This is a genomic window from Leucobacter sp. PH1c (assembly GCF_000633415.1).
In the GTDB taxonomy this organism is placed as follows: domain Bacteria; phylum Actinomycetota; class Actinomycetes; order Actinomycetales; family Microbacteriaceae; genus Leucobacter.
The window spans coordinates 13753-34428 of the sequence record NZ_AYMV01000002.1 but is presented as its reverse complement, the minus strand read 5'-3'; the positions used below and the strand labels follow the sequence as shown (position 1 = coordinate 34428).

18 protein-coding genes are annotated in these 20676 nt (G+C 70.6%); 14 read left to right on the top strand and 4 right to left on the bottom strand.

The window, feature by feature from the left end; all coding sequences use genetic code 11:
* Positions 1-76 precede the first annotated feature (76 nt).
* The gene (locus U874_RS0100610) at positions 77-700 is read left to right on the top strand and encodes an endonuclease III domain-containing protein (RefSeq protein WP_025132614.1); all 624 of its coding nucleotides are present in this window, start codon (positions 77-79) and stop codon (positions 698-700) included.
* On the opposite strand, the gene ilvD is transcribed toward U874_RS0100610, so the two are convergent.
* The gene (ilvD, locus tag U874_RS0100605; RefSeq protein ID WP_025132613.1) at positions 697-2556 is read right to left on the bottom strand and encodes a dihydroxy-acid dehydratase; all 1860 of its coding nucleotides are present in this window, start codon (positions 2554-2556) and stop codon (positions 697-699) included. The two genes, U874_RS0100610 and ilvD, sit on opposite strands and share 4 nt — an antisense overlap.
* A gap of 73 nt (positions 2557-2629) precedes the next feature.
* Here ilvD and U874_RS0100600 point away from each other — a divergent pair, with 73 nt between their 5' ends.
* Both U874_RS0100600 and U874_RS0100595 read left to right on the top strand, forming a co-directional pair.
* Positions 2630-3433 (top strand): helix-turn-helix transcriptional regulator, encoded by an 804-nt coding sequence (locus U874_RS0100600; protein WP_029987313.1) that lies wholly within the window; start codon positions 2630-2632, stop codon positions 3431-3433.
* A gap of 37 nt (positions 3434-3470) precedes the next feature.
* Complete coding sequence (locus U874_RS0100595; protein WP_025132611.1) at positions 3471-4664, top strand: winged helix-turn-helix domain-containing protein; 1194 nt, start codon at positions 3471-3473, stop codon at positions 4662-4664.
* 422 nt (positions 4665-5086) lie between these two features.
* Here the strand turns inward: U874_RS0100595 and U874_RS0100590 are convergent, their stop codons facing one another.
* Complete coding sequence (locus tag U874_RS0100590) at positions 5087-5614, bottom strand: DIP1984 family protein (RefSeq protein WP_025132610.1); 528 nt, start codon at positions 5612-5614, stop codon at positions 5087-5089.
* 152 nt (positions 5615-5766) lie between these two features.
* On the opposite strand from U874_RS0100590, the gene uvrB reads away from it, so the two are divergent.
* Both uvrB and U874_RS15715 read left to right on the top strand, forming a co-directional pair.
* Positions 5767-7857 carry an excinuclease ABC subunit UvrB gene (uvrB, locus tag U874_RS0100585; RefSeq protein ID WP_025132609.1) on the top strand — a complete coding sequence of 697 codons (2091 nt, stop codon included), beginning with the start codon at positions 5767-5769 and terminating at the stop codon, positions 7855-7857.
* Between the two features lie 14 nt (positions 7858-7871).
* A complete protein-coding gene (locus tag U874_RS15715) occupies positions 7872-8651 on the top strand; it encodes a helix-turn-helix domain-containing protein (protein WP_025132608.1) in 780 nt (259 codons plus the stop codon).
* Here the strand turns inward: U874_RS15715 and U874_RS0100575 are convergent.
* Both U874_RS0100575 and U874_RS0100570 read right to left on the bottom strand, forming a co-directional pair.
* Positions 8627-9028: a VOC family protein gene (locus U874_RS0100575; protein ID WP_025132607.1), complete on the bottom strand. Its 402-nt coding sequence runs from the start codon at positions 9026-9028 to the stop codon at positions 8627-8629. The genes U874_RS15715 and U874_RS0100575 overlap by 25 nt on opposite strands.
* 66 nt (positions 9029-9094) lie before the next feature.
* Positions 9095-9949 (bottom strand): siderophore-interacting protein, encoded by an 855-nt coding sequence (locus U874_RS0100570; RefSeq protein WP_025132606.1) that lies wholly within the window; start codon positions 9947-9949, stop codon positions 9095-9097.
* Positions 9950-10129: 180 nt separating this feature from the next.
* On the opposite strand from U874_RS0100570, the gene uvrA reads away from it, so the two are divergent.
* From uvrA to U874_RS0100525, 9 genes are all read left to right on the top strand, one after another.
* Positions 10130-13069 carry an excinuclease ABC subunit UvrA gene (gene uvrA, locus U874_RS0100565; protein ID WP_025132605.1) on the top strand — a complete coding sequence of 980 codons (2940 nt, stop codon included), beginning with the start codon at positions 10130-10132 and terminating at the stop codon, positions 13067-13069.
* Positions 13066-15102: an excinuclease ABC subunit UvrC gene (uvrC, locus tag U874_RS0100560; RefSeq protein WP_025132604.1), complete on the top strand. Its 2037-nt coding sequence runs from the start codon at positions 13066-13068 to the stop codon at positions 15100-15102. Before uvrA ends, uvrC begins: the two co-directional genes overlap by 4 nt.
* Positions 15099-15977: an RNase adapter RapZ gene (gene rapZ, locus U874_RS0100555; protein ID WP_025132603.1), complete on the top strand. Its 879-nt coding sequence runs from the start codon at positions 15099-15101 to the stop codon at positions 15975-15977. Before uvrC ends, rapZ begins: the two co-directional genes overlap by 4 nt.
* 61 nt (positions 15978-16038) lie before the next feature.
* On the top strand, positions 16039-17019 hold the full coding sequence (gene whiA, locus U874_RS0100550) for a DNA-binding protein WhiA (protein ID WP_025132602.1): 981 nt from the start codon (positions 16039-16041) through the stop codon (positions 17017-17019).
* Between the two features lie 127 nt (positions 17020-17146).
* Positions 17147-17764, top strand: coding sequence for a superoxide dismutase (locus U874_RS0100545; protein WP_025132601.1), 618 nt, complete (start codon positions 17147-17149; stop codon positions 17762-17764).
* 28 nt (positions 17765-17792) lie between these two features.
* Complete coding sequence (gene pgk / locus U874_RS0100540; RefSeq protein WP_025132600.1) at positions 17793-18995, top strand: phosphoglycerate kinase; 1203 nt, start codon at positions 17793-17795, stop codon at positions 18993-18995.
* Positions 18996-19072: 77 nt separating this feature from the next.
* Positions 19073-19840 (top strand): triose-phosphate isomerase, encoded by a 768-nt coding sequence (gene tpiA / locus U874_RS0100535; protein ID WP_029987307.1) that lies wholly within the window; start codon positions 19073-19075, stop codon positions 19838-19840.
* An 81-nt stretch (positions 19841-19921) separates the two neighbouring features.
* Positions 19922-20170, top strand: a complete 249-nt coding sequence (gene secG / locus U874_RS0100530) for a preprotein translocase subunit SecG (RefSeq protein ID WP_025132598.1) — start codon at positions 19922-19924, stop codon at positions 20168-20170.
* Between the two features lie 36 nt (positions 20171-20206).
* On the top strand, positions 20207-20572 hold the full coding sequence (locus tag U874_RS0100525) for an RNA polymerase-binding protein RbpA (protein ID WP_025132597.1): 366 nt from the start codon (positions 20207-20209) through the stop codon (positions 20570-20572).
* Positions 20573-20676 lie beyond the last annotated feature (104 nt).

The window sequence follows — 20676 nt, the reverse complement described above, 5'->3', positions numbered from 1 at the left end:
CCCGCAGCAGCGCGCAGCGGCCCGTCCCCGTCCCGGGGGCGGGCCGCTGTCGTCTGCGCAGCGCTACGCTGAGGTGATGCCCGATCTTCGCCGCGCGCACGAGCGCCTCCACGCCGCGCTCGGACGGCAGGACTGGTGGCCGGCCGACGGCCCGTTCGAGATGATGCTGGGCGCGGTGCTCGTGCAGAACACCCGGTGGCACAACGTCACGCTCGCAATGGACCGGCTCCGCGGGGCGGGACTGCTGGATCCGGAGGCGTGGCGCGAGGCCTCGGACGCGGCGATCCGCGAGGCGATCCACCCCTGCGGTTTCCACGGGGCGAAGCTCCGCGCCACGCGCGGGCTCGCCGACTGGATGCGCGGCGCCGGCGGAGCCGAGCTGCGCCGGCCGAGGCTCGCGGACGCCGCGCTGCGTGCCGAACTGCGCGCGCTCCCCGGCGTCGGGGAGGAGACCGCCGATGCGATCCTGCTCTACGCTTTCGACCGGCCCGCGTTCATCTACGACGCGTACGCGCGGCGCATGCTCGGCGCGCTGTCGGGCAGCGAGCCCGCCACGTACGCCTCGGCCCGGCGCGCACACGCTGAGGATGTGGCCCGGGCCGAGTTCACGCTCGATGAGCTCCAGCAGCTCCACGCGCTCATCGACGAGTTCGGGAAACTCGTCGGCAGCGGCGCGCGGAGCTGGGCGGCGCTCGATTAGAACGTATCGGGGATGACGCGCACCGCGCCCTTGTCCGCCGACTGCGCGAACGCCGCGTACGCGCGGAGCGCATCGGTCACGGGGCGCACGCGGTCCTTCGGGCGGTAGCCGCCCGCGGCCTCGAGCGCCGCCCGGCGGCGGTCGAGCTCGTCCTGCGGCACGTCGAGCGTGAGCGCGCGGGTCGGGATGTCGATCGAGATGATGTCCCCGTCCTCGACGAGGGCGATCACGCCGCCGCTCGCGGCCTCGGGGGAGATGTGTCCGATCGACAGGCCCGAGGTGCCCCCGGAGAAGCGGCCGTCGGTGATGAGGGCGCAGGCCTTGCCGAGCCCGCGGCCCTTGAGGAACGAGGTGGGGTAGAGCATCTCCTGCATGCCGGGGCCGCCCTTCGGGCCCTCGTAGCGGATCACCACGACGTCGCCCTCGCCGACCTGCTTGTTGAGGATCTTCTCCACGGCCTCGTCCTGCGACTCGCAGACGACGGCGGGGCCCGAGAACGTCCAGATCGACTCGTCGACGCCCGCGGTCTTCACCACGGCGCCGTCGACGGCGATGTTGCCGCGCAGCACGGCGAGGCCGCCGTCCTTCGAGTAGGCGTGCTCCACGGAGTGGATGCAGCCGTTCTCCTGATCGAGGTCGAGCTCGCGCCAGCGCTCCGACTGCGAGAACGCGGTCGAGGAGCGCACACCACCGGGGGCCGCGTGCCAGAGCTCGAAGGCCTCGTCGCTCGCCATGCCGCCGCGCACGTCCCACTCGTCGAGCCACTCGCCGAGCGTCTGCGCGTGCACCGTGTGGACGGTCTCGTCGAGGAGTCCGCCGCGGCGCAGCTCGCCGAGGAGCGCGGGGATGCCGCCCGCGCGGTGCACGTCCTCCATGTAGTAGGTCTTGCCGTTCGCGACGTTCGGGGCGACCTTCGCGAGGCAGGGCACGCGGCGCGACACCGCGTCGATCTCGGTGAGGCCGAAGTCGACTCCGGCCTCGTGCGCCGCGGCGAGCAGGTGCAGGATCGTGTTGGTCGATCCGCCCATAGCGATGTCGAGCGCCATGGCGTTCTCGAAGGCCGCGGGGGTCGCGATGTTGCGGGGCAGGACGCTCGCGTCATCGTCGTCGTAGTACCGGCGGGTGATGTCGACGACCGTCTTTCCGGCGTTCTCGTAGAGCGCCTTGCGCGCCGTGTGCGTTGCGAGCGTGGAGCCGTTGCCGGGCAGCGAGAGGCCGATCGCCTCCGTGAGGCAGTTCATCGAGTTCGCCGTGAACATGCCGGAGCAGGAGCCGCACGTGGGGCAGGCCGACTCTTCGATCTTCTGGATGTCCTCGTCCGAGACGTTCTCGTTCACGGCCTCGGAGATCGCGTCGACGAGATCCAGCGTGCGCACCATGCCGTTCGCGAGCACCGCGCGTCCGGACTCCATCGGCCCGCCCGAGACGAAGACGGTGGGGATGTTCAGGCGCAGCGCAGCGAGGAGCATGCCCGGCGTGATCTTGTCGCAGTTGGAGATGCAGATGAGCGCGTCGGCGCAGTGCGCGTTGACCATGTACTCGACGGAGTCGGCGATGAGATCGCGCGAGGGGAGCGAGTAGAGCATGCCGCCGTGGCCCATCGCGATCCCGTCGTCGACCGCGATCGTGTTGAACTCGCGGGGGATCCCGCCCGCCTCGGTGATCGCGTCGGAGACGATCCGGCCCACGGGGGCGAGGTGGGTGTGGCCGGGGACGAACTCGGTGAAGGAGTTGGCGACCGCGATGATCGGCTTGCGTCCGAGATCGGCGCCGTTGACGCCGGCGGCGCGGAAGAGGGCGCGGGCGCCGGCCATGTTGCGACCGTGGGTGACTGTGAACGAGCGATAGGTGGGCATACGACCATTCAGGCAGATCGCTCCCGCCCGCGGAAGTGAGTGCTTGTACTAGTACCGGTGCTACTATGATCTGATGATTCGGCCCCGGACCGCGCGCGGTGTGCAGCTCGGCGAGTTCCTCACCTCGCGGCGGCGCACGCGTCCCCGCGCCGAGCACGGGCTGCCGCCCGGGAGCCGGCGCAGCGAGGTGGGGCTCAGCCGCGAGGAGGTGGCCACGCTCTCCGGCATCAGCGTCAGCTGGTACACCTGGCTCGAACAGGGCCGCGAGATCAACGCCTCCCGACAGGTGCTCTCCGCGGTGGCACGCGTGCTGCGGCTCACGGACTCCGAAACCGACTACGTCTTCGCGCTCGCGGGCCCCGGCAGGGAGCCCGTATCGGTTCCCGTCGACCGCGCCCCCGCCCACCTCCTGCACCTCATCGGGGCGCTCGACTTCCCGGCGTTCATCCTCGCGAGCGATTGGTCGATCGTGGGCTGGAACGCCGGCTACGAGTGGCTCTACGGCTCGATCGCCACCACTGCACCGGGGGAGCGCAACCTGCTCCGCCTCGTCTACACCGATCCGCGCCTCCGCGAGATCCTGCCGAACTGGGATCTCGACAGCCGCAGCTTTCTCGCCGAGTTCCGAGCCGAATCCGGGGTTCGGCTCGGCTCCGCGCGGCACGGAGCCGTCGTGCAGACGCTGCTCGAGGAGAGCGCGGACTTCCGGGCGCACTGGGCCGAGCAGTCGGTGGTGCGCTTCCGCTCTCGCCTGCGCACCTTCGCGCATCCCGAGGCCGGCGAGCTCGTCTTCGAGCACCATCGGCTCGTTCCCTCGGACGCACCCGATCTCCACATCGTGATGTACGCGCCCGCGGGTTCCGCGCCGGGCGCGTGAGCTTCCGCGTGTCGCAGGTGCCCGCTACCGTTCTCCCATGACCGAAACACTCAGCGGAGCCGAGGCGCGCCGCGTCGCGCTCGCCGCCCAGGGGTTCTCCAGCACGCAGCGCCTCCGGCAACGCCGCCCGTTCGACCCCGCGCTCGGCGCGCTCCACGTGCTCCAGATCGACTCGGTGAACGTCTTCTCGCGCAGCCACTACCTGCCGGTGTTTTCGCGGCACGGCGCCTACGCGCACGACGCGCTCGATCGGCAGCTCTGGGCGAGCGGCGAGTTCACGGAGTACTGGGCGCACGAGGCGGCGTTCATCCCCGTCGGGGATCGTCCGCTCTTCGGCTGGCGGATGGACGACTTCCGTGCGCGCTTCGCGGGGAACGGTCGCGCCGCCCGGCTCGCGCCCGAGATCGGGCGGCTGCGCGCGCTCCTCGCAGACGGGCAGCCGCGCTTCGTGCGGGAACTCGAAGCGGGTCCGCGCGAGAAACGCGGCCCCTGGTGGGACTGGAGCGACACGAAGCAGGCGATCGAGCTCATGTTCGCGGAGGGGGAGGTGGTCTCGGCCGGGCGCACGGGGTTCCAGCGCCGCTACGCGCTCGCCGAGCAGGCGCTCCCCGCGGCCGCGCTCGTCGAGGTGCCGCGGGAGGAGGCGCAGCGCCGCCTCGTCGCGCAGGCCGCGCGTTCCCTCGGCGTAGGCACGCTCGCCGACCTCGCCGACTACCACCGGCTCAAGGCGGGCCCGGCGCGGGCCGCCGTGCGCGCGCTGGAGGAGGACGGCGAGCTCGTCCCGGTGCGCGTCGCCGGGTGGAACCGGGCCACCGGCGCCCCCGAGGCCGCCTGGATGCACCGGGATGCGCGCACCCCCGCGCGCCTCGCGCCCGATGCGCTGCTCACGCCATTCGACCCTGTGGTGTGGTTCCGTCCGCGTGCGGAGCGGATGTTCGACTTCCACTACCGCATCGAGATCTACACACCGAAGGAGCAGCGGCAGTTCGGCTACTACTGCCTTCCGCTCATGGTGGGCGGGCGGCTGGCGGGCCGCATCGACCTGAAGGCGGATCGTGAGGGTCGCGTGCTGCTCGTGCAGGCGGCCTGGCAGGAGGATCGCGCGCCCGCCCGCACGGCGGAGGCCGCGGTGGATCTGCTCGCCCGCGCGGCGGCGTGGCAGGGTCACGGCGAGGTGCGCGTCTCGGGCGTGGGGAACCTCACGCTCCCCGCCCGCTTCGACGCGGCCTGAGCGGGCTGCTGCGGCCTGAGCGGGCTGCAGATACCTGACTCGGCTTGAGCGGCTGCTGCCGCGTGAAGCCGCCCAGCGCACGCGCGCGGAGAGTCCCCGATCCCACCCTCCCGATTCGACCCCGACACGCGGTTGTGCGGTGTGCGCGATGCGCAATCACAGGTGCGCGGTGCTGGGCTGCTCCGTACTTCGGTGTGGGCTGCCCGCCACCCTGCAAGAGCCAGAATTGCCCGTCTGGCGCGGGGTGTGCCCGCTGGTCGAGCCGGTACCGACTCCGCCGTGTTCAGTTGTCTTCTGTCTGAGAGCCGCGCTCCCGATCCGCTCGCGCGGCGGGCGGCGCATCCCGCGGGCACGGAGCCCATGATTGCTGGGCCCGTGAGCTGCGCCCGTGGGCTGTGCCCTCGTGAGCTCCGTGCTCGGGGTTATTCGCCCGTGAGCTCCTCGCTCCAGTTCGCCTGCTGGATCTTGGCGTCGAGTTCTCGGAGCTCGCGCGCTACGGCATCCGCCTGCGTGTGCAGTTCGGGGACCGAGAGCGCGCTCACCTCGCGGAGCTCGGACCGCAGCTGCCGGTGCGCACCCGTCGGCTGCGCGGCCTCGGCGGCGCCGACGAGGATCGAGTGCCGCAGCCGGAGGCTGTCGCGTCGCGCGAGCGCATCCGTCATGGTGATCGTCGCGGACTGGCTCGCGCCCGTCTCTCGGCGGCGGCCGCCCGACGGGCGGGCCGGCGCTGCGGGGAGCTCGAGCGTGACGGCCGAGTTCGTGGTGTTGATGCTCCGCACGAGCTGCTCGAGCTCGCCGACCGCGAGCGCGGCCTCGGAGAGGAGCGCGGCCGCGTCCTCCGCGGGTTCCTCGCCCTCCTGGAAGCGCGCGTTCGCCGCAATGCGTGCGCGGAGCTGCGCGATGCGCTTCTGCGTGTCGGCGCGGAGCGCCAGCGCCTCTGCGAGTTTCACCGAATGCCTCGTTTCTCGTGCCCTGCCCGGTCGAAACGCCAGGCTAGCACGCGCCCCCGACACCGCCGCACGGGGACCCCTGGGCCCGCTTCGCGCTCCGCCCTGGGCGGATCCCGAACCGAATGTCGGAGGGTGCGGCTAGTCTTTTTTCCATGGAACCCACGCGCAGCGTCCGCCCCTTCGAGGTGATCAGCGAGTACGAGCCGAACGGCGATCAGCCGAAGGCCATCGCCGAGCTCGCCGACCGCATCAACGCCGGTGAAACCGATGTGGTGCTCCTCGGTGCGACGGGTACGGGCAAGTCGGCCACGACGGCGTGGCTCATCGAGGCCGTCCAGCGCCCCACGCTTGTGCTCGCGCACAACAAGACGCTGGCCGCGCAGCTCGCGAGCGAGTTCCGGCAGCTTCTCCCGAACAACGCGGTCGAGTACTTCGTCAGCTACTACGACTACTACCAGCCCGAGGCCTACGTGCCGCAGACGGACACCTTCATCGAGAAGGACTCGTCGGTGAACGCCGAGGTCGAGCGGCTGCGCCACTCGACGACGAACGCGCTGCTCAGCCGCCGCGACACGGTGGTGGTGTCGACGGTCTCGTGCATCTACGGCCTCGGCAAGCCGGAGGAGTACTACGAGGCGATGGTGCCGCTCGTCGTGGGCGACGTGCTCAACCGCGACGTGCTGCTCCGCCGCTTCGTCGACATGCAGTACCAGCGCAACGACATCGAGTTCGTGCGCGGCAACTTCCGCGTGCGGGGCGACACGGTCGAGATTATCCCGATGTACGAGGAGCTCGCGATCCGCATCGAGTTCTTCGGCGACGAGATCGAGGCGCTGTACTACCTGCACCCGGTGACGGGCGACGTGATCAAGCAGGTCGAGACGGTCTCGGTGTTCCCCGGTTCGCACTACGTGGCCAGTCGCGAGGTGATGAATCGGGCGATGGGCTCGATCTCGGACGAGCTCGACGCGCGACTCGCGGAGTTGAAGCGGCAGAACAAGCTCGTCGAGGAGCAGCGGCTGCGCATGCGCACCACCTTCGATCTGGAGATGATGGAGCAGATCGGCTTCTGCTCGGGCATCGAGAACTACTCCAGGCACATCGACGGGCGCGAGCCGGGGGAGGCCCCGCACTGCCTCCTCGACTACTTCCCGGACGACTTCCTCGTCGTGATCGACGAGTCCCATGTCACGGTGCCGCAGATCGGTGCGATGTACGAGGGCGATGCGTCGCGCAAGCGCACGCTCGTCGACCACGGGTTCCGCCTCCCGAGCGCGCTCGACAACCGGCCGCTCACCTTCGGCGAGTTCAACGACCGCGTCGGGCAGATCGTGTACCTCTCGGCGACCCCCGGCAAGTACGAGCTTGAGCGCGCCGACGGCATCGTCGAGCAGATCATCCGGCCCACGGGCCTCATCGATCCCGAGATCATCATCAAGCCGAGCGAGGGGCAGATCGACGACCTGCTCGAGGAGGTCCGCGCCCGGGCCGAGCGGGACGAGCGAGTGCTCGTCACGACGCTCACGAAGAAAATGGCTGAGCAGCTCACCACCTTCATGGAGGAGGCGGGCGTTCGCGTGCGCTATCTCCACTCCGATGTGGACACGCTGCGGCGCGTCGAGCTGCTGACCGAGCTCCGCGCCGGCGTGTACGACGTGCTCGTCGGCATCAACCTGCTCCGTGAGGGCCTCGACCTCCCCGAGGTCTCCCTCGTCGCGATTCTCGACGCGGACAAGGAGGGCTTCCTCCGGTCGAGCACCTCGCTGATCCAGACGATCGGCCGTGCCGCGCGAAACGTCTCCGGCCAGGTACACATGTACGCGGACAAGATCACCCGATCGATGCGCGAGGCGATCGACGAGACGAACCGCCGTCGCGAGATCCAGATCGCCTACAACACGGAGCACGGGATCGACCCGCAGCCGCTTCGCAAGAAGATCGGCGACATCACGGAGATGCTCGCCCGGGAGGCTGCAGACACCGAGGACGTGCTCTCGCGCACGGGTGCGCACGCGCAGCGGAAAGGCGGATCCCCGCAGCGGGCGAAGGGCAAGGCCGCGGCACGAGCGGGAGCGATCGCGGAGGAGGGCTCGGCGAAGCTCGAGGAGCTGATCGCCGATCTGACCGAGCAGATGCTCGCGGCCGCGGAGGAGCTCAAGTTCGAGCTCGCCGCGCGGCTCCGTGACGAGGTGTCCGAGCTGAAGCGCGAGCTGCGCAGCATGGACGCCGCCGGGCACCGCTAGGCGGGGAGCACGCCGTGTACCGCGAGCTCGAGGTTCCGGGGGTCGGCACCCTCTGGTGGAGTGGCCCTACCGCGGCGCGCGTCACCGATGGCGCCCCCGCGCCGGCCGCGGAGCGCGTGATCCCGGCGGACGGCAGCGCGGACCTCATCCTCCGGGACGACGCCCTGCTGATCGCCGGGCCCTCGACACGAGCAATTCCCGTCCGCGACGGTCTCGGCGGGATCACGGTGGGGCTCCGCTTCGCCCCGGGCTTCGCGGGGGCCGCCCTCGCTCAGCCCGCGGGCGCGCTTCGCGACGCCCAGCTGGAGGGCCCCGCGGTCCTCGACCCCGCGGCGCATCGCGCGGCCCGCGATCTGCTCCGCCGCGCGCGCGACGCAGGACCCGTCGCCGAGCACATGGACCGGCCGGGGCGGCGCGACGCGCAGCGCGCACTCGTCCTCCGCGTCGAACGCAGCTACGCGCCCGGCCTCGCGGGGGAGGCGGCCTGGCTCGCCGCGGTGCGCGCCGCAGCGACCCGCGGAGCTCGAGCCGCGCTCCTCGCGGCAGAGCTCGGTGCCTCCGAGCGCCAGCTCCGGCGCCGCATGGTCGACCGCTTCGGCTACGGCTACACGAGCCTCCGGCGCGTCGTGCGCGCGGAGCACGCGCTGCGGCTGCTCCGAGCCGGCGGGGAGCCCGTCGCCGTCGCCGGCGCAGCCGGGTACGCCGACCAGGCGCACCTCACCCGCGAACTCCGCGCGCTCGCGGGAACCACTCCCGGCGCGCTCGCGCGTCAGGCAGTGGGCAGCGCCGCGTAGAGATCGACCGCGTTCCCGTCCGGATCCTGCACGGTCGCGTAGCGCTGCCCCCAGGGGGCGTCCCAGGGCTCCGTCGCCGCCGCGTCGGGGAACGCAGCGACGATCGCCGCGTACGCCCGGTCGACCTCCTCGGGAGACGCGGCCTCGCAGGCGAAGCCGATGCGCCCGGCCCCGCTCGGCAGCTCGAACGAGGGATCGAAGCTGTGGATCGTGCTCAGCGGATCCCACGCGAGCTTCGTGCCGCCGGGCAGCATCACCTCGACGTGCGGGGCATCGTCGAGCCCCTCGGGGATGTCGAGCCCGAGTCCGCGGTAGAAGCGGAGGGACGCAGCGAGATCGTTCGTGACGATTCCAATGAAGTTGAGTGCGAGAGTCATGCGGCCAGCGTACGCCCGCCGGGAACTGTCCGTCTTGAAGAAAACGGACACCCCGCACGCGCGGCCCTAGACCTGACCGATGGGCTCCCGCTTCTCCGCCTGGAACGCGTCCTCGCGGCGGCCGTACGCCCAGTAGGGGGAGAGCGAGAGCTGCGCGCGATCGAGTCCGCGCTCGTCGGTGAAGTACGGGCGGAGCGCCTTCATCGCACCGCGCTCGCCGTGAACGAAGACCTGCACGCGGCCGGGGCGCCACTCCGCAGCGCGGACCGCGTCGACGAGCACCGGGGAGGTTCCCGCTGCGGCGTCGCCGCGGTGCACCCAGGTGACGGCGATGCCGTCCGGCGCGTCGAGCGGGAGTTCGTCCTCAGGCCCGGCGACCTCGATGAACGCCGCGCCGACGGCGTCGGCCGGCATGGCCTCGAGCGCCGCGGCGAGCGCCGGAATCGCGGCGTCGTCACCCGCGAGCAGGTGCCAGTCGGCGCTCGGATCGGGCGCGTAGCCGCCACCGATCCCGCGGAGAACGACGGGATCCCCGGGCTGTGCGCGATCCGCCCACGGCCCCGCGACGCCCTCGTCGCCGTGGGTCACGAAGTCGATCCAGATCTGCCCGCCCGGGATGTCGAAGCGCCGGATCGAGTAAGTGCGCGTCGCGGGGAGGAGCTCGGGGGCGAGCTCCGCGCGGAGCGCATCGAGATCGTACGGCGGCGTCAGGGACGTCTCCGGATGCGCGAAGAGCATCTTGCTGTAGGCATCGGTCTTGCCGTTCGGCTCGATCTCGGCAATGCCCGGGCCGCCCGCGACGATCCGCACGAGATGGCGCGACAGCTGGATCCGTTCGAGCACCTCGAGCACGATCTGCGGCCGGGCGGGACGTGCGGCGCGCGCAGCGGGAGCGGGGGCGGCGGACTCGGGGGAGCTCATGGAAACCTCAATCGTCTGATGTTTGTACGCCCTCCACCCTGGCACACCGCGCGACTTCCTGCCAGGCCCGGCTCGTGCGCCGCGCGCCCGACCGCGACGTTCGCTCCCGGCGTTGCGGGCGGCGGCGCGTCTCTCGCACATATGTTCGAATTTCCAGCCCGCGACCCGTAAGATGGGAGGGTGAGCTCGAAGAACCCCGCACCGATCCGTTCCTCCGCCGCCCACGCGCAGATCAGCGTGCAGGGCGCCCGCGTGCACAACCTGCAGAACGTGGACCTGGCCATCCCGCGCGACTCGATGGTCGTGTTCACCGGGCTGTCGGGGAGCGGCAAGTCGAGCCTCGCGTTCGACACGATCTTCGCTGAGGGGCAGCGGCGCTACGTCGAGTCGCTGAGCGCGTACGCGCGCCAGTTCCTCGGGCAGGTGGACCGCCCGGACGTCGACTTCATCGAGGGACTCAGCCCGGCGGTGTCGATCGATCAGAAGTCGACCAACCGAAACCCGCGCTCGACCGTCGGCACGATCACGGAGATCTACGACTACATGCGTCTCCTCTGGGCGCGCATCGGCGTGCCCCACTGCGCCGTATGCGGCGAGCGGATCGCCTCGCAGACGGTGCAGCAGATCGCCGATCAGCTGATGGAACTGGAGGAGCGTACGCGCTTCCAGGTGCTCGCACCAGTGGTGAGCAAGAAGAAGGGCGAGTTCGTCGACCTGTTCCAGGAGCTCGCCGCGAGCGGCTACTCGCGCGCGCACGTCGACGGAGAGCTGATCCAGCTCTCGGACCCGCCGAAGCTCAAAAAGCAGGTGAAGCACGACATCTCGGTCGTGATCGACCGCCTCGTCGCCGGCCCCGACGTGCTCGGGCGCCTCACCGATTCGCTCGAGACGGGGCTGCGGCTCTCCGGCGGGCTCGTGATGATCGACTTCGTGGATCGCGACGCGGATGCTGCGGACCGCATGCAGCTGTTCTCCGAGCACCTCTCATGCCCGAACCAGCACCCCGTGCAGCTCACCGAGATCGAGCCGCGCACTTTCTCCTTCAACGCCCCCTTCGGCGCCTGCGCCACGTGCTCGGGCCTCGGTACGAGCATGTCGGTCGACGACGACCTCGTGCTCGGCGATCCGGAGCTCTCGATCAGCGAGGGGGTGATCATCCCGTGGACGAGCCAGGGCAAGAGCCTGTACCAGTACTACGAGAAGCTCCTCGCCGGGCTCGCGAACGACCTCGAGTTCTCCCTCGATACCCCGTGGGGCGAGCTGAGCGAGGATGTGCAGGAAGCCGTGCTGCACGGCAACAACTTCAAGGTGAACGTGCGGTGGAAGAACCGCTTCGGCCGCGAGGTGAAGTACTCCTCGGGCTTCGAAGGCGTGATCCCGTTCATCGAGCGGCAGTACGCCGAGGCGGAGAGCGACACCAAGCGCGACCGCTGGTCCGAGTTCCTCCGCGAGGTCCCGTGCCACGCCTGCAACGGTCAGCGGCTGAAGCCCGAGGTGCTCGCCGTGACGGTCAACGAGCAGTCGATCGCGGGCGTCGGCGAGTTCAGCCTGAGTGATGCGAAGCGCTTCTTCGACGAGGTGACGCTCTCCGAGCGCGAGGCGAAGATCGCGGCACAGGTGCTGCGCGAGATCCGACTCCGCTTCGACTTCCTCATCGAGGTGGGCCTCGGCTACCTCACGCTCGCGCGCGGCGCGGGCACGCTCTCCGGCGGCGAGGCGCAGCGCATCCGGCTCGCCACGCAGATCGGCTCCGGCCTCACGGGCGTGCTCTACGTGCTCGACGAGCCCTCGATCGGGCTCCACCAGCGCGACAACCGCCGGCTCATCGAGACCCTCATCAAACTGCGCGACCTCGGAAACACCCTGATCGTCGTCGAGCACGACGAGGAGACGATCGAGGCCGCGGACTGGATCGTCGACATCGGCCCGGGGGCGGGCGTCGAGGGCGGCACCGTGGTCCACTCGGGCGAGTACGCCGAGCTGATCGCGAACACCCGCTCGATCACGGGTGACTACCTCGCCGGCCGCCGCAGCATCGAGACGCCGAAGCGGCGCAGGAAGCGGGATCGCAAGCGCGAGCTCACCGTGAAGGGCGCGCGCTCCAACAACCTGCAGAACGTGGATGCCACCTTCCCGCTCGGGATCATGACCGCGGTGACGGGCGTCTCGGGCTCGGGGAAGTCGACGCTCGTCAACGACATCCTCTACCGGGTGCTCGCCAATCAGCTGAACGGCGCGCGCCTCGTGCCCGGCAAGCACACGCGGGTCACCGGCCTCGAGCACCTCGACAAGGTCGTGCACGTCGACCAGGCGCCGATCGGCCGCACCCCGCGCTCGAACCCCGCCACCTACACGGGCGTGTTCGACAAGATCCGCACGCTCTTCTCCGAGACCCCCGAGGCGAAGACGCGGGGCTACCTGCCCGGCCGCTTCAGCTTCAATGTGAAGGGCGGTCGCTGCGAGGCCTGCTCGGGCGACGGCACACTGAAGATCGAGATGAACTTCCTCCCCGACGTCTACGTGGCGTGCGAGGTCTGCGGCGGCTCGCGCTACAACCGCGAGACCCTCCAGGTCCGGTACAAGGGGAAGAACATCTCGGAGGTGCTCGAGATGCCGATCGCGGAGGCCGAGGAGTTCTTCCGGCCCATCTCGTCGATCCACCGCTTCATGAAGACGCTCGTCGACGTGGGCCTTGGCTACGTGCGCCTCGGGCAGAGCGCGACCACGCTCTCAGGGGGTGAGGCGCAGCGCGTCAAGCTCGCCACGGAGCTGCAGAAGCGCTCGAACGGCCGCAGCATCTACGTGCTCGACGAGCCCACCACGGGCCTCCACTTCGAGGACGTGCGGAAGCTGCTCCTCGTGCTGAACGGCCTCGTCGACAAGGGCAACACCGTGATCACGATCGAGCACAACCTCGACGTGATCCGCAGCGCCGACTGGGTGATCGACCTCGGGCCCGAAGGCGGCTCCGGCGGCGGCACGATTCTCGCGGAGGGCACGCCCGAGCAGCTCGCCAAGCACCCGGAGAGCCACACGGGCCGCTTCCTCGCGGAGGTGCTCGACGGCTGGGCCGCGAAGTCCGCGCGTGCGGTGGAGGCGAGCGCGAAGGAGAGCGCGTGATCGCGATCTCGGGCGGGATCGAGGGCCCGGACGCCGCGGCGCCGCCCGACGGCGATGCCGTCGGTGACGGCGGGAGCGGCGGCGGGGTCCCCGGCGACGCGCGCGCGGCGTTCCGCCCGGCGCAGGGGGAGATCCCCACCTCGCCGGGGGTGTACCGCTTCAGCGACAAGTACGGGCGCGTACTCTACATCGGCAAGGCGAAGAACCTGCGCGCCAGGCTCGCGAACTACTTCCAGCCGCTCCACTCGCTCATGCCGCGGACGCGGCGCATGCTCGCCCTCGCGGCGAAGCTCGATTGGACGGTCGTCGCGACCGACACCGAGTCGCTCGTGCTCGAGCACACCTGGATCACGGAGTTCAAGCCGCCCTTCAACGTTCAGTTCAAGGACGACAAGACGTACCCGTACCTCGCGGTCACGCTCCGCGAGGAGTCGCCGCGCCTCATCATCACCCGGAACGAGAAGATCCGCGGCGCCCGCTACTTCGGGCCGTACCCCAAGGTGTGGGCGCTCCGGGAGACGACGGCGCTCCTGCAGCAGGCCTTCCCGATCCGCACCTGCAACGACGCCGACTACAAGCGCGCCATGTCGAGCGGGCGGCCCTGCCTCGCGGGGCAGATCGGCCGGTGCCACGGGCCCTGTTCTCGCCTCATCTCGATCGAGGCGCATCGCACCCGCGTCGAGGAGCTCGTCGCGTTCCTCGCGGGCGGCGATACGAGCCATCTCCGCGCGCTCCAGTCCGGGATGCGCGAGGCCGCGCTCGAACAGCGCTACGAGGACGCTGCCCGCCTGCGCGACCAGGTGCAGGCGGTGCAGCACGTGCTCGAGAAGAACGCCGTCGTGCTCGGCCACGACGTCAACCTCGACGTGTTCGGGCTCCGCGCCGACGAGCTCGCGGCCGCGGCGCACCAGTTCATCATTCGCGGCGGCCGGATCCGGGGCGAGCGGAGCTGGATCGTCGACGTCGAGCTCGACGACTCGCCGGGCACCCTGCTCGAGCAGGTCGTGCAGTCGGCGTACGAGGGCGATCGCGAGCCTCCGCCCGAGATCCTCGTGCCGCTGCTCCCGGAGGGCGAGGCGGCGCTCGAGAACGCGCTCAGTGCTCAGCGTCCGCGACGCGGGCGTGTGCGCCTCCGGGTGCCCGAGCGCGGGGAGAAAGTGCAGCTCATGGAGCGCGCCGTGCTGAACGCCGGCGAGCACCTGATCCGGCACAAGCTGAAGCGCGCCGCCGACCTCACCGCGCGCACCGACGCGCTCGCGGAACTGCAGCGCGCGCTCGGGATGAGCGAGGCGCCGCTGCGGATCGAGTGCATCGACGTGTCCCACCTCCAGGGCACGGGCGTCGTGGCCTCGCTCGTCGTCTTCGAGGACGGCCTCCCCGCGAAGGGCGCGTACCGGAAGTATCGGATCGAGGAGACTCGCGACGACACCGACTCGATCAATCAGGTCGTCGCCCGGCGCGCCGCCCAGTTGAACCAGGCGCGCGAGGCGGGGGAGCAGCCGAGCGGCATCTACCGCGACCGCCCGCAGCTCCTCATCGTCGACGGCGGCGAGCCTCAGGTGAAGGCCGCGGCGCGCGCCCTCGCCGACGCCGGGATCACGGACATCGCCCTGTGCGGGGTGGCGAAGCGGCTGGAAGAGCTCTGGCTCCCGGGCGATCCGTTCCCCGTGATCCTCCCGCGCACGAGCGAGGCGCTGTTCCTCGTGCAGCGCGTCCGTGACGAGGCGCATCGCTTCGCGATCACCTTCCAGCGGCAGCGCCGCAGCACGGCGATCGCGAGTCAGCTCTCGGAGATCCCCGGGCTCGGGCCGAAGCGCGTGCAGGGGCTGCTCAAGCACTTCGGCTCGGTCGCGAGGCTCCGCGCGGCGAGCCAGGAGGAGCTCGCGGCCGCACCGGGGCTCGGGCCGAAGCTCGCGGAGCAGGTGCGCGCGCACCTGAACGCGGGCCCCGAGGATCCCGGCCCCGAGGAGTGCGCTGACGCTAAGCTGGAGGCGGCATCCACGGCGGAGCCGGGCGAGGAGGGAAGCGCATGAACGAGGTGGAATCCACGCAGGAGATCCTGATCGTCACAGGAATGTCCGGGGCGGGTCGGAGCACGGTCGCGAACACGCTTGAGGACCTCGGCTGGTACGTGGTCGATAATCTTCCGCTCTCCATGCTGAAGACGCTCGCCGACATGGCGGATCGCTCGGGGGGAGCTCTTCCGAAGATCGCCGCGGTCGTTGATGTGCGCGGGCGCGATCTGTTCGCAGACATTCAGCACACCGTCACCGAGCTGCGCGAGAACGCCACGGTCCGTGTGGTGTTCCTTGATGCAACCGATGAGATCCTCGTGCGTCGCTACGAGTCCGTGCGCCGCCCGCACCCCTTCCAGGCCGAGGCGGGGAGCCTCCTCGAGGGGATCCGCCTTGAGCGCGACCGGTTGCAGGAACTCCGGGCCTCGAGCGACGTGGTGATCGACACCTCGCGCTACAACGTGCACGACCTGTCGACCGCGACCCGCGAACTCTTCTCCGATGACAACACGCCCGGCCTGCAGCTGTCCGTCGTGAGCTTCGGATTCAAGTACGGCGCGCCCACCGACGTCGACCTCATGGTCGATATGCGCTTCCTGCCGAACCCGTTCTGGGAGCCCGAGCTGCGCGCTCTCACCGGAGTTGACGCGGAAGTGAAGGAGTACGTGCTGAGCCGGGACGGCGCCGCCGAGTTCCTCGAGCACTACGTCGCAGCCCTGACGCCCGTGCTGGCAGGTTTCCAGCGGGAGAACAAACGACACGCCTCGCTCGCGGTAGGATGCACGGGCGGCAAACACCGTTCTGTCGCCACCGCACGCGAGCTCGCTGATCGACTCGCGGGCCTTCCGGGCGTCAGTGTCAGTCTGCGCCACCGCGACCTCGGTCGTGAGTAGCTTCTGCAGTGCTGCGCCGACGCCCCGCCGTTCCCATCCTGATTTTTGAGAGGACTCATTCGTGCTGTCGACCCTTGAGGTGAAGAGTGAGCTGGTGCGGTACCCCGTGCAGCGCACTGGAGAGCGTGTCGCCGAGGTCGCAACGATCCTCCGACTGGCCGGCGGGCTCCACACCATTTCCGGGCGGATCGCGCTCGAGGCGGAACTGCACACCCCGCAGATCGTCCAGCGCGTCCGCAAGGACCTCGCTGAGCTCTACGGCGTGCGCTCCGAGGCCAAGCAGCTGCCGCCGTCGAGCACCCGTCCCGGTGCCCCGCAGTTCCTCGTCCGCGTCCTGGACGGCGAGACCCTCGCCCGCCAGCTGGGGCTCCTGGACCCCCGCCGCCGCCAGATCCGCGGCCTGCCGAACCGTCTGACCACGGGCGCGCAGCCCGAGCTCGCAGCCGTGTGGCGCGGCGCCTTCATGGCCCGCGGCGGGCTCACCGCCCCCGGCCGCTCCGCGAGCCTCGAGGTCGTCTGCCCGAGCAACGAGGTCGCCATGGCGCTCGTCGGGGCTGCGAGCCGTCTCGGGATCGACGCCAAGAGCCGCGAGATCCGAGGCCAGAACAAGGTCCTCATCCGCGACGCCGAAGCGATCGGCGGCATGCTGGGCGCGATGGGTGCCGAGCAGGCCCGCAACAGCTGGGACGAACTCCGTCGTGCCCGCGAGACTCGCGCGACCGCCAACCGCCTCGTGAACTTCGACGACGCGAACCTCCGCCGCTCCGCGCAGGCCTCGGTCGCCGCCTGCGCCCGCGTCGAGCGCGCGCTCGAGATCCTGGGCGACGACATCCCCGAGCACCTGAAGTACGCGGGCGAGCTGCGCCTCACCCACCGCGAGGCGAGCCTCGACGACCTCGGTGCACGCGCAGAGCCCGTGCTCACGAAGGACGCGATCGCCGGCCGGATCCGGCGCCTCCTCGCAATGGCCGACAAGGAGGCCTCGGCGCGCGGGATCCCCGGCACCGAGGCGAGCCTCCCCGAGGAGCTCGACCGCATCTGAGTTACTGAGCCGGGCCGTTCGCGGCCCGGCTCTCGTGCACCACGCGGGGGAGATTCCCCGCCCCGCCGACGCACCGCGTCGATAGACTGTGAGGGACCACTGCCCGTCGCAGAGATTGGAGCGCCTGATGGCTGCCTATTCACTTCCTGAACTTCCGTACGATTACGCTGCCCTCGAGCCGCACATCAGCGGCAAGATCATGCAGCTGCACCATGACAAGCACCACCAGGCCTACGTGACGGGCGCCAACACGGCGCTCGAGCAGCTCGCCGAGGCGCGCGACTCCGGCAACCTCGCCGCGGTCAACAAGCTCGAGAAGGACCTCGCGTTCAACGTGGGCGGCCACGTTAACCACACGATCTTCTGGAACAACATGTCGCCCGAGGGCGGCGACCGTCCCGAGGGCGAGCTCGCCGCGGCGATCGACGAGTACTTCGGCGACTTCGAGAAGTTCCAGGCGCACTTCGCGGCCACTGCGATGGGCGTCCAGGGCTCCGGCTGGGCCGTCCTTGCTTGGGACTCGCTCGGCCAGCGCCCGAACATCGTGCAGCTCTTCGACCAGCAGGGCAACCTCCCCGCAGGCACCGTTCCGCTGCTCATGCTCGACGTCTGGGAGCACGCGTACTACCTCGACTACCTGAACGTCCGCGCCGACTACGTCAAGGCGTTCTGGAACATCGCGAACTGGCAGGACGTCGCGAAGCGCTTCGAGGCCGCGCGCACGCAGACGCCCGGCCTGATCTAACCGCCTACCCAAGGAGCCCGCCGCACCCATGCGCACTATCGAGTCCCTGGGGTCGCTCAGCGCCAAGACGGTCATCGTCCGCTGCGACCTGAACGTTCCACTCGCCGACGGCGTGATCACCGACGACGGGCGCATCCGCGCCTCGCTCGCCACGGTCACCGAGCTGCGCGAGGCCGGAGCGAAGATCGTTCTCATCAGCCACCTCGGACGCCCGAAGGGCGAGCCCGAGGCGCGCTTCTCGCTCCGCCCCGTCGCGGAGCGCATGTCGGAGCTGCTCGGCGCCCCCGTGCAGTTCGTCGGCGAGACGGTCGGGGAGGCCGCGACTGCGGCCGCGGCGGCGCTCCAGGGCGGCGAGGTGCTCCTGCTCGAGAACCTCCGCTTCAACCCGGGGGAGACGAGCAAGGACGACGCCGAGCGCGCCGCGTTCGCACAGCAGCTCGCCGCGCTCGGCGACGTCTTCGTCTCTGACGGCTTCGGGGTCGTGCACCGCCGCCAGGCGAGCGTGTACGAGCTCGCGAAGCTGCTCCCGAGCGCCGCGGGCCGCCTCGTCGCCGCGGAGCTCGAGGTGCTCGAGCGCCTGACGGAGCGCGCGGAGCGCCCCTACGCGGTGGTGCTCGGCGGCTCGAAGGTCTCGGACAAGCTGGGCGTCATCTCCCACCTGATCGAGCGCGTGGACACACTGCTCATCGGCGGCGGCATGCTCTTCACGTTCCTCGCGGCGCAGGGCCACCGCGTCGGTGCGAGCCTCCTCGAAGCCGACCAGCTCGACACCGTGCGCGGATACCTCGCCACGGCCGCCGAGCGCGGCGTGGAGATCGTGCTCCCGAGCGACGTCGTCGTGGCCGAGGCCTTCGCGGCCGACGCCGCGCACGAGGTCGTCGCCGCCGACGCGATCGAGTCGTCCGCGTTCGGCGCGGCAGGGATCGGGCTCGACATCGGCCCGGCCTCGGCGCAGCGCTTCGCCGAGGTGATCGCCGAGTCCCGCACCGTGTTCTGGAACGGCCCCATGGGCGTCTTCGAGATGCCCGCGTTCGCGAACGGCACCCGCACGGTCGCCGATGCGCTCACGAAGACCGCCGGCTTCACGGTGGTAGGCGGCGGCGACTCCGCCGCGGCCGTGCGCGCGCTCGGCTTCACCGACGACCAGTTCGGCCACATCTCCACGGGCGGGGGCGCGAGCCTCGAGTTCCTCGAGGGGAAGCAGCTGCCCGGGCTCGAGGTGCTCGCGTGAGCGCCGGGGTCGAGCCGGGCGCAGGCGCCACCGAGCTCGCGCGCGAGCCGCTCCCGTTCACCGAGCGCACCCCGCTCATCGCGGGCAACTGGAAGATGAACCTCGATCACCTCCAGGCGATCGCGCTCGTCCAGAAGCTCTCGTGGGCGCTGAAGGATGCGCGGCACGACTACGCGGATGGCGAGGTGGCGGTCTTCCCGCCGTTCACCGACCTCCGCTCGGTGCAGACCCTCCTCACCGCCGACAAGCTCCCGCTCGCCCTCGGTGCGCAGGACCTCTCCCCGCACGACGCCGGCGCCTACACGGGCGACATCTCGGCGGCGATGCTCGCGAAGCTCGACGTGCGCTACGCGCTCGTGGGGCACTCCGAGCGCCGCCACGGCCATGGAGAGTCCGACGAGACGGTCGGCGCGAAGGCGCTCGCCGCGCACCGCGGGGGCATGATCCCCATGATCTGCGTCGGCGAGACGGCCGAGGACCTCGAGCAGCACGGCGCGGCAGCGGTTCCGCTCGCGCAGCTCGCCGCAGCGCTCGCTCCGCTTCCGAAGGGCGCCGAGTTCGTCATCGCCTACGAGCCCGTCTGGGCGATCGGGAGCGGCCAGGCCGCGACGGCCGCGCAGGCGGAGGACGTCGCCCGCGCACTCCGCGAGGCGCTCCGCGACCTCCGCGGCGACGACGAGGCCGCAGCCACCCGGATCCTCTACGGCGGATCGGTGACGAGCCAGAACGTGGCGAGCTTCCTCGCGCAGCCGAACGTCGACGGCGCGCTTGTCGGGGGCGCGAGCCTCAAGGCCGACGAGTTTAGCCGGATTGTCCAGTTCCGGAAGCACGTGACGGCCGCCTAGCCTGTCGCTCCCCGCTCCGCGGCCCGCGCCGGTATACTGGCAGCTGGCGCTTCACGCCCTCAACTCCGAAAGGTGATCTGCGTGCTCATCCTCAAGATCGCACTCATCGTGGTCCTCGTGATCACGAGCCTCCTGCTCACCCTGTTCATCCTGCTCCACAAGGGGCGCGGTGGCGGGCTGTCCGACATGTTCGGCGGCGGGGTCACCTCGAGCCTCGGCTCCTCGGGAGTCGCGGAGCGCAACCTCAATCGCATCACCGTGGTCGTGTCCATCGTGTGGGCGGCGTCGATCGTCGGGCTCGGGCTCATCGCCCGGTTCTCCGTCGTCTGATCCACCCGCACCGCACACCACTCAGAAAGGGATTCCGTGGCAGGCAGTAACGCCATCCGCGGCGCCCGCGTCGGTTCCGGCCCCATGGGGGAGAAGGACCACGGCGCGCGCGCTGACCGCACTCAGGTTTCGTACTGGGACGCTCTCGGCAACGAGACGGTCCGCTACTTCGCAGCAGATGTCTCCGATGAGGAGATCCCCGAGCAGATCGACTCGCCGACCTCGGGGCTTCCCGCCGGTCGCGACAAGGCGAACCCGCCGCAGCTGCTGAAGAACGAGCCCTACAAGACGCACCTCGCGTATGTGAAGGAGCGGCGCACCCCTGAGGAGGCCGAAGAGCTCCTCGAAGCGGCACTGCAGAAGCTGCGCCAGCGCCGCGGCACCGCACGCGCCTCCGCCTAGCGCGGCTCGCGTTGAGCGGGCGGGAATGCTCGCCCGGCTCAGTCGACACCGATCCCCGCACCGCCTCCTCAGGGAGGGGTGCGGGGATTTGTGCTGTCCGGGCG

Bases quoted from the DNA above. Each gene is read 5' to 3' on its own strand.
- U874_RS0100545 (WP_025132601.1), top strand. From the start codon at position 17,147: ATGGCTGCCTATTCACTTCCTGAACTTCCGTACGATTACGCTGCCCTC.
- U874_RS0100575 (WP_025132607.1), bottom strand. From the start codon at position 9,028: ATGACTCTCGCACTCAACTTCATTGGAATCGTCACGAACGATCTCGCT.
- pgk (WP_025132600.1), top strand. From the start codon at position 17,793: ATGCGCACTATCGAGTCCCTGGGGTCGCTCAGCGCCAAGACGGTCATC.
- U874_RS0100570 (WP_025132606.1), bottom strand. From the start codon at position 9,949: ATGAGCTCCCCCGAGTCCGCCGCCCCCGCTCCCGCTGCGCGCGCCGCA.
- U874_RS0100595 (WP_025132611.1), top strand. From the start codon at position 3,471: ATGACCGAAACACTCAGCGGAGCCGAGGCGCGCCGCGTCGCGCTCGCC.
- uvrB (WP_025132609.1), top strand. From the start codon at position 5,767: ATGGAACCCACGCGCAGCGTCCGCCCCTTCGAGGTGATCAGCGAGTAC.
- U874_RS0100600 (WP_029987313.1), top strand. From the start codon at position 2,630: ATGATTCGGCCCCGGACCGCGCGCGGTGTGCAGCTCGGCGAGTTCCTC.
- rapZ (WP_025132603.1), top strand. From the start codon at position 15,099: ATGAACGAGGTGGAATCCACGCAGGAGATCCTGATCGTCACAGGAATG.
- U874_RS0100610 (WP_025132614.1), top strand. From the start codon at position 77: ATGCCCGATCTTCGCCGCGCGCACGAGCGCCTCCACGCCGCGCTCGGA.
- ilvD (WP_025132613.1), bottom strand. From the start codon at position 2,556: ATGCCCACCTATCGCTCGTTCACAGTCACCCACGGTCGCAACATGGCC.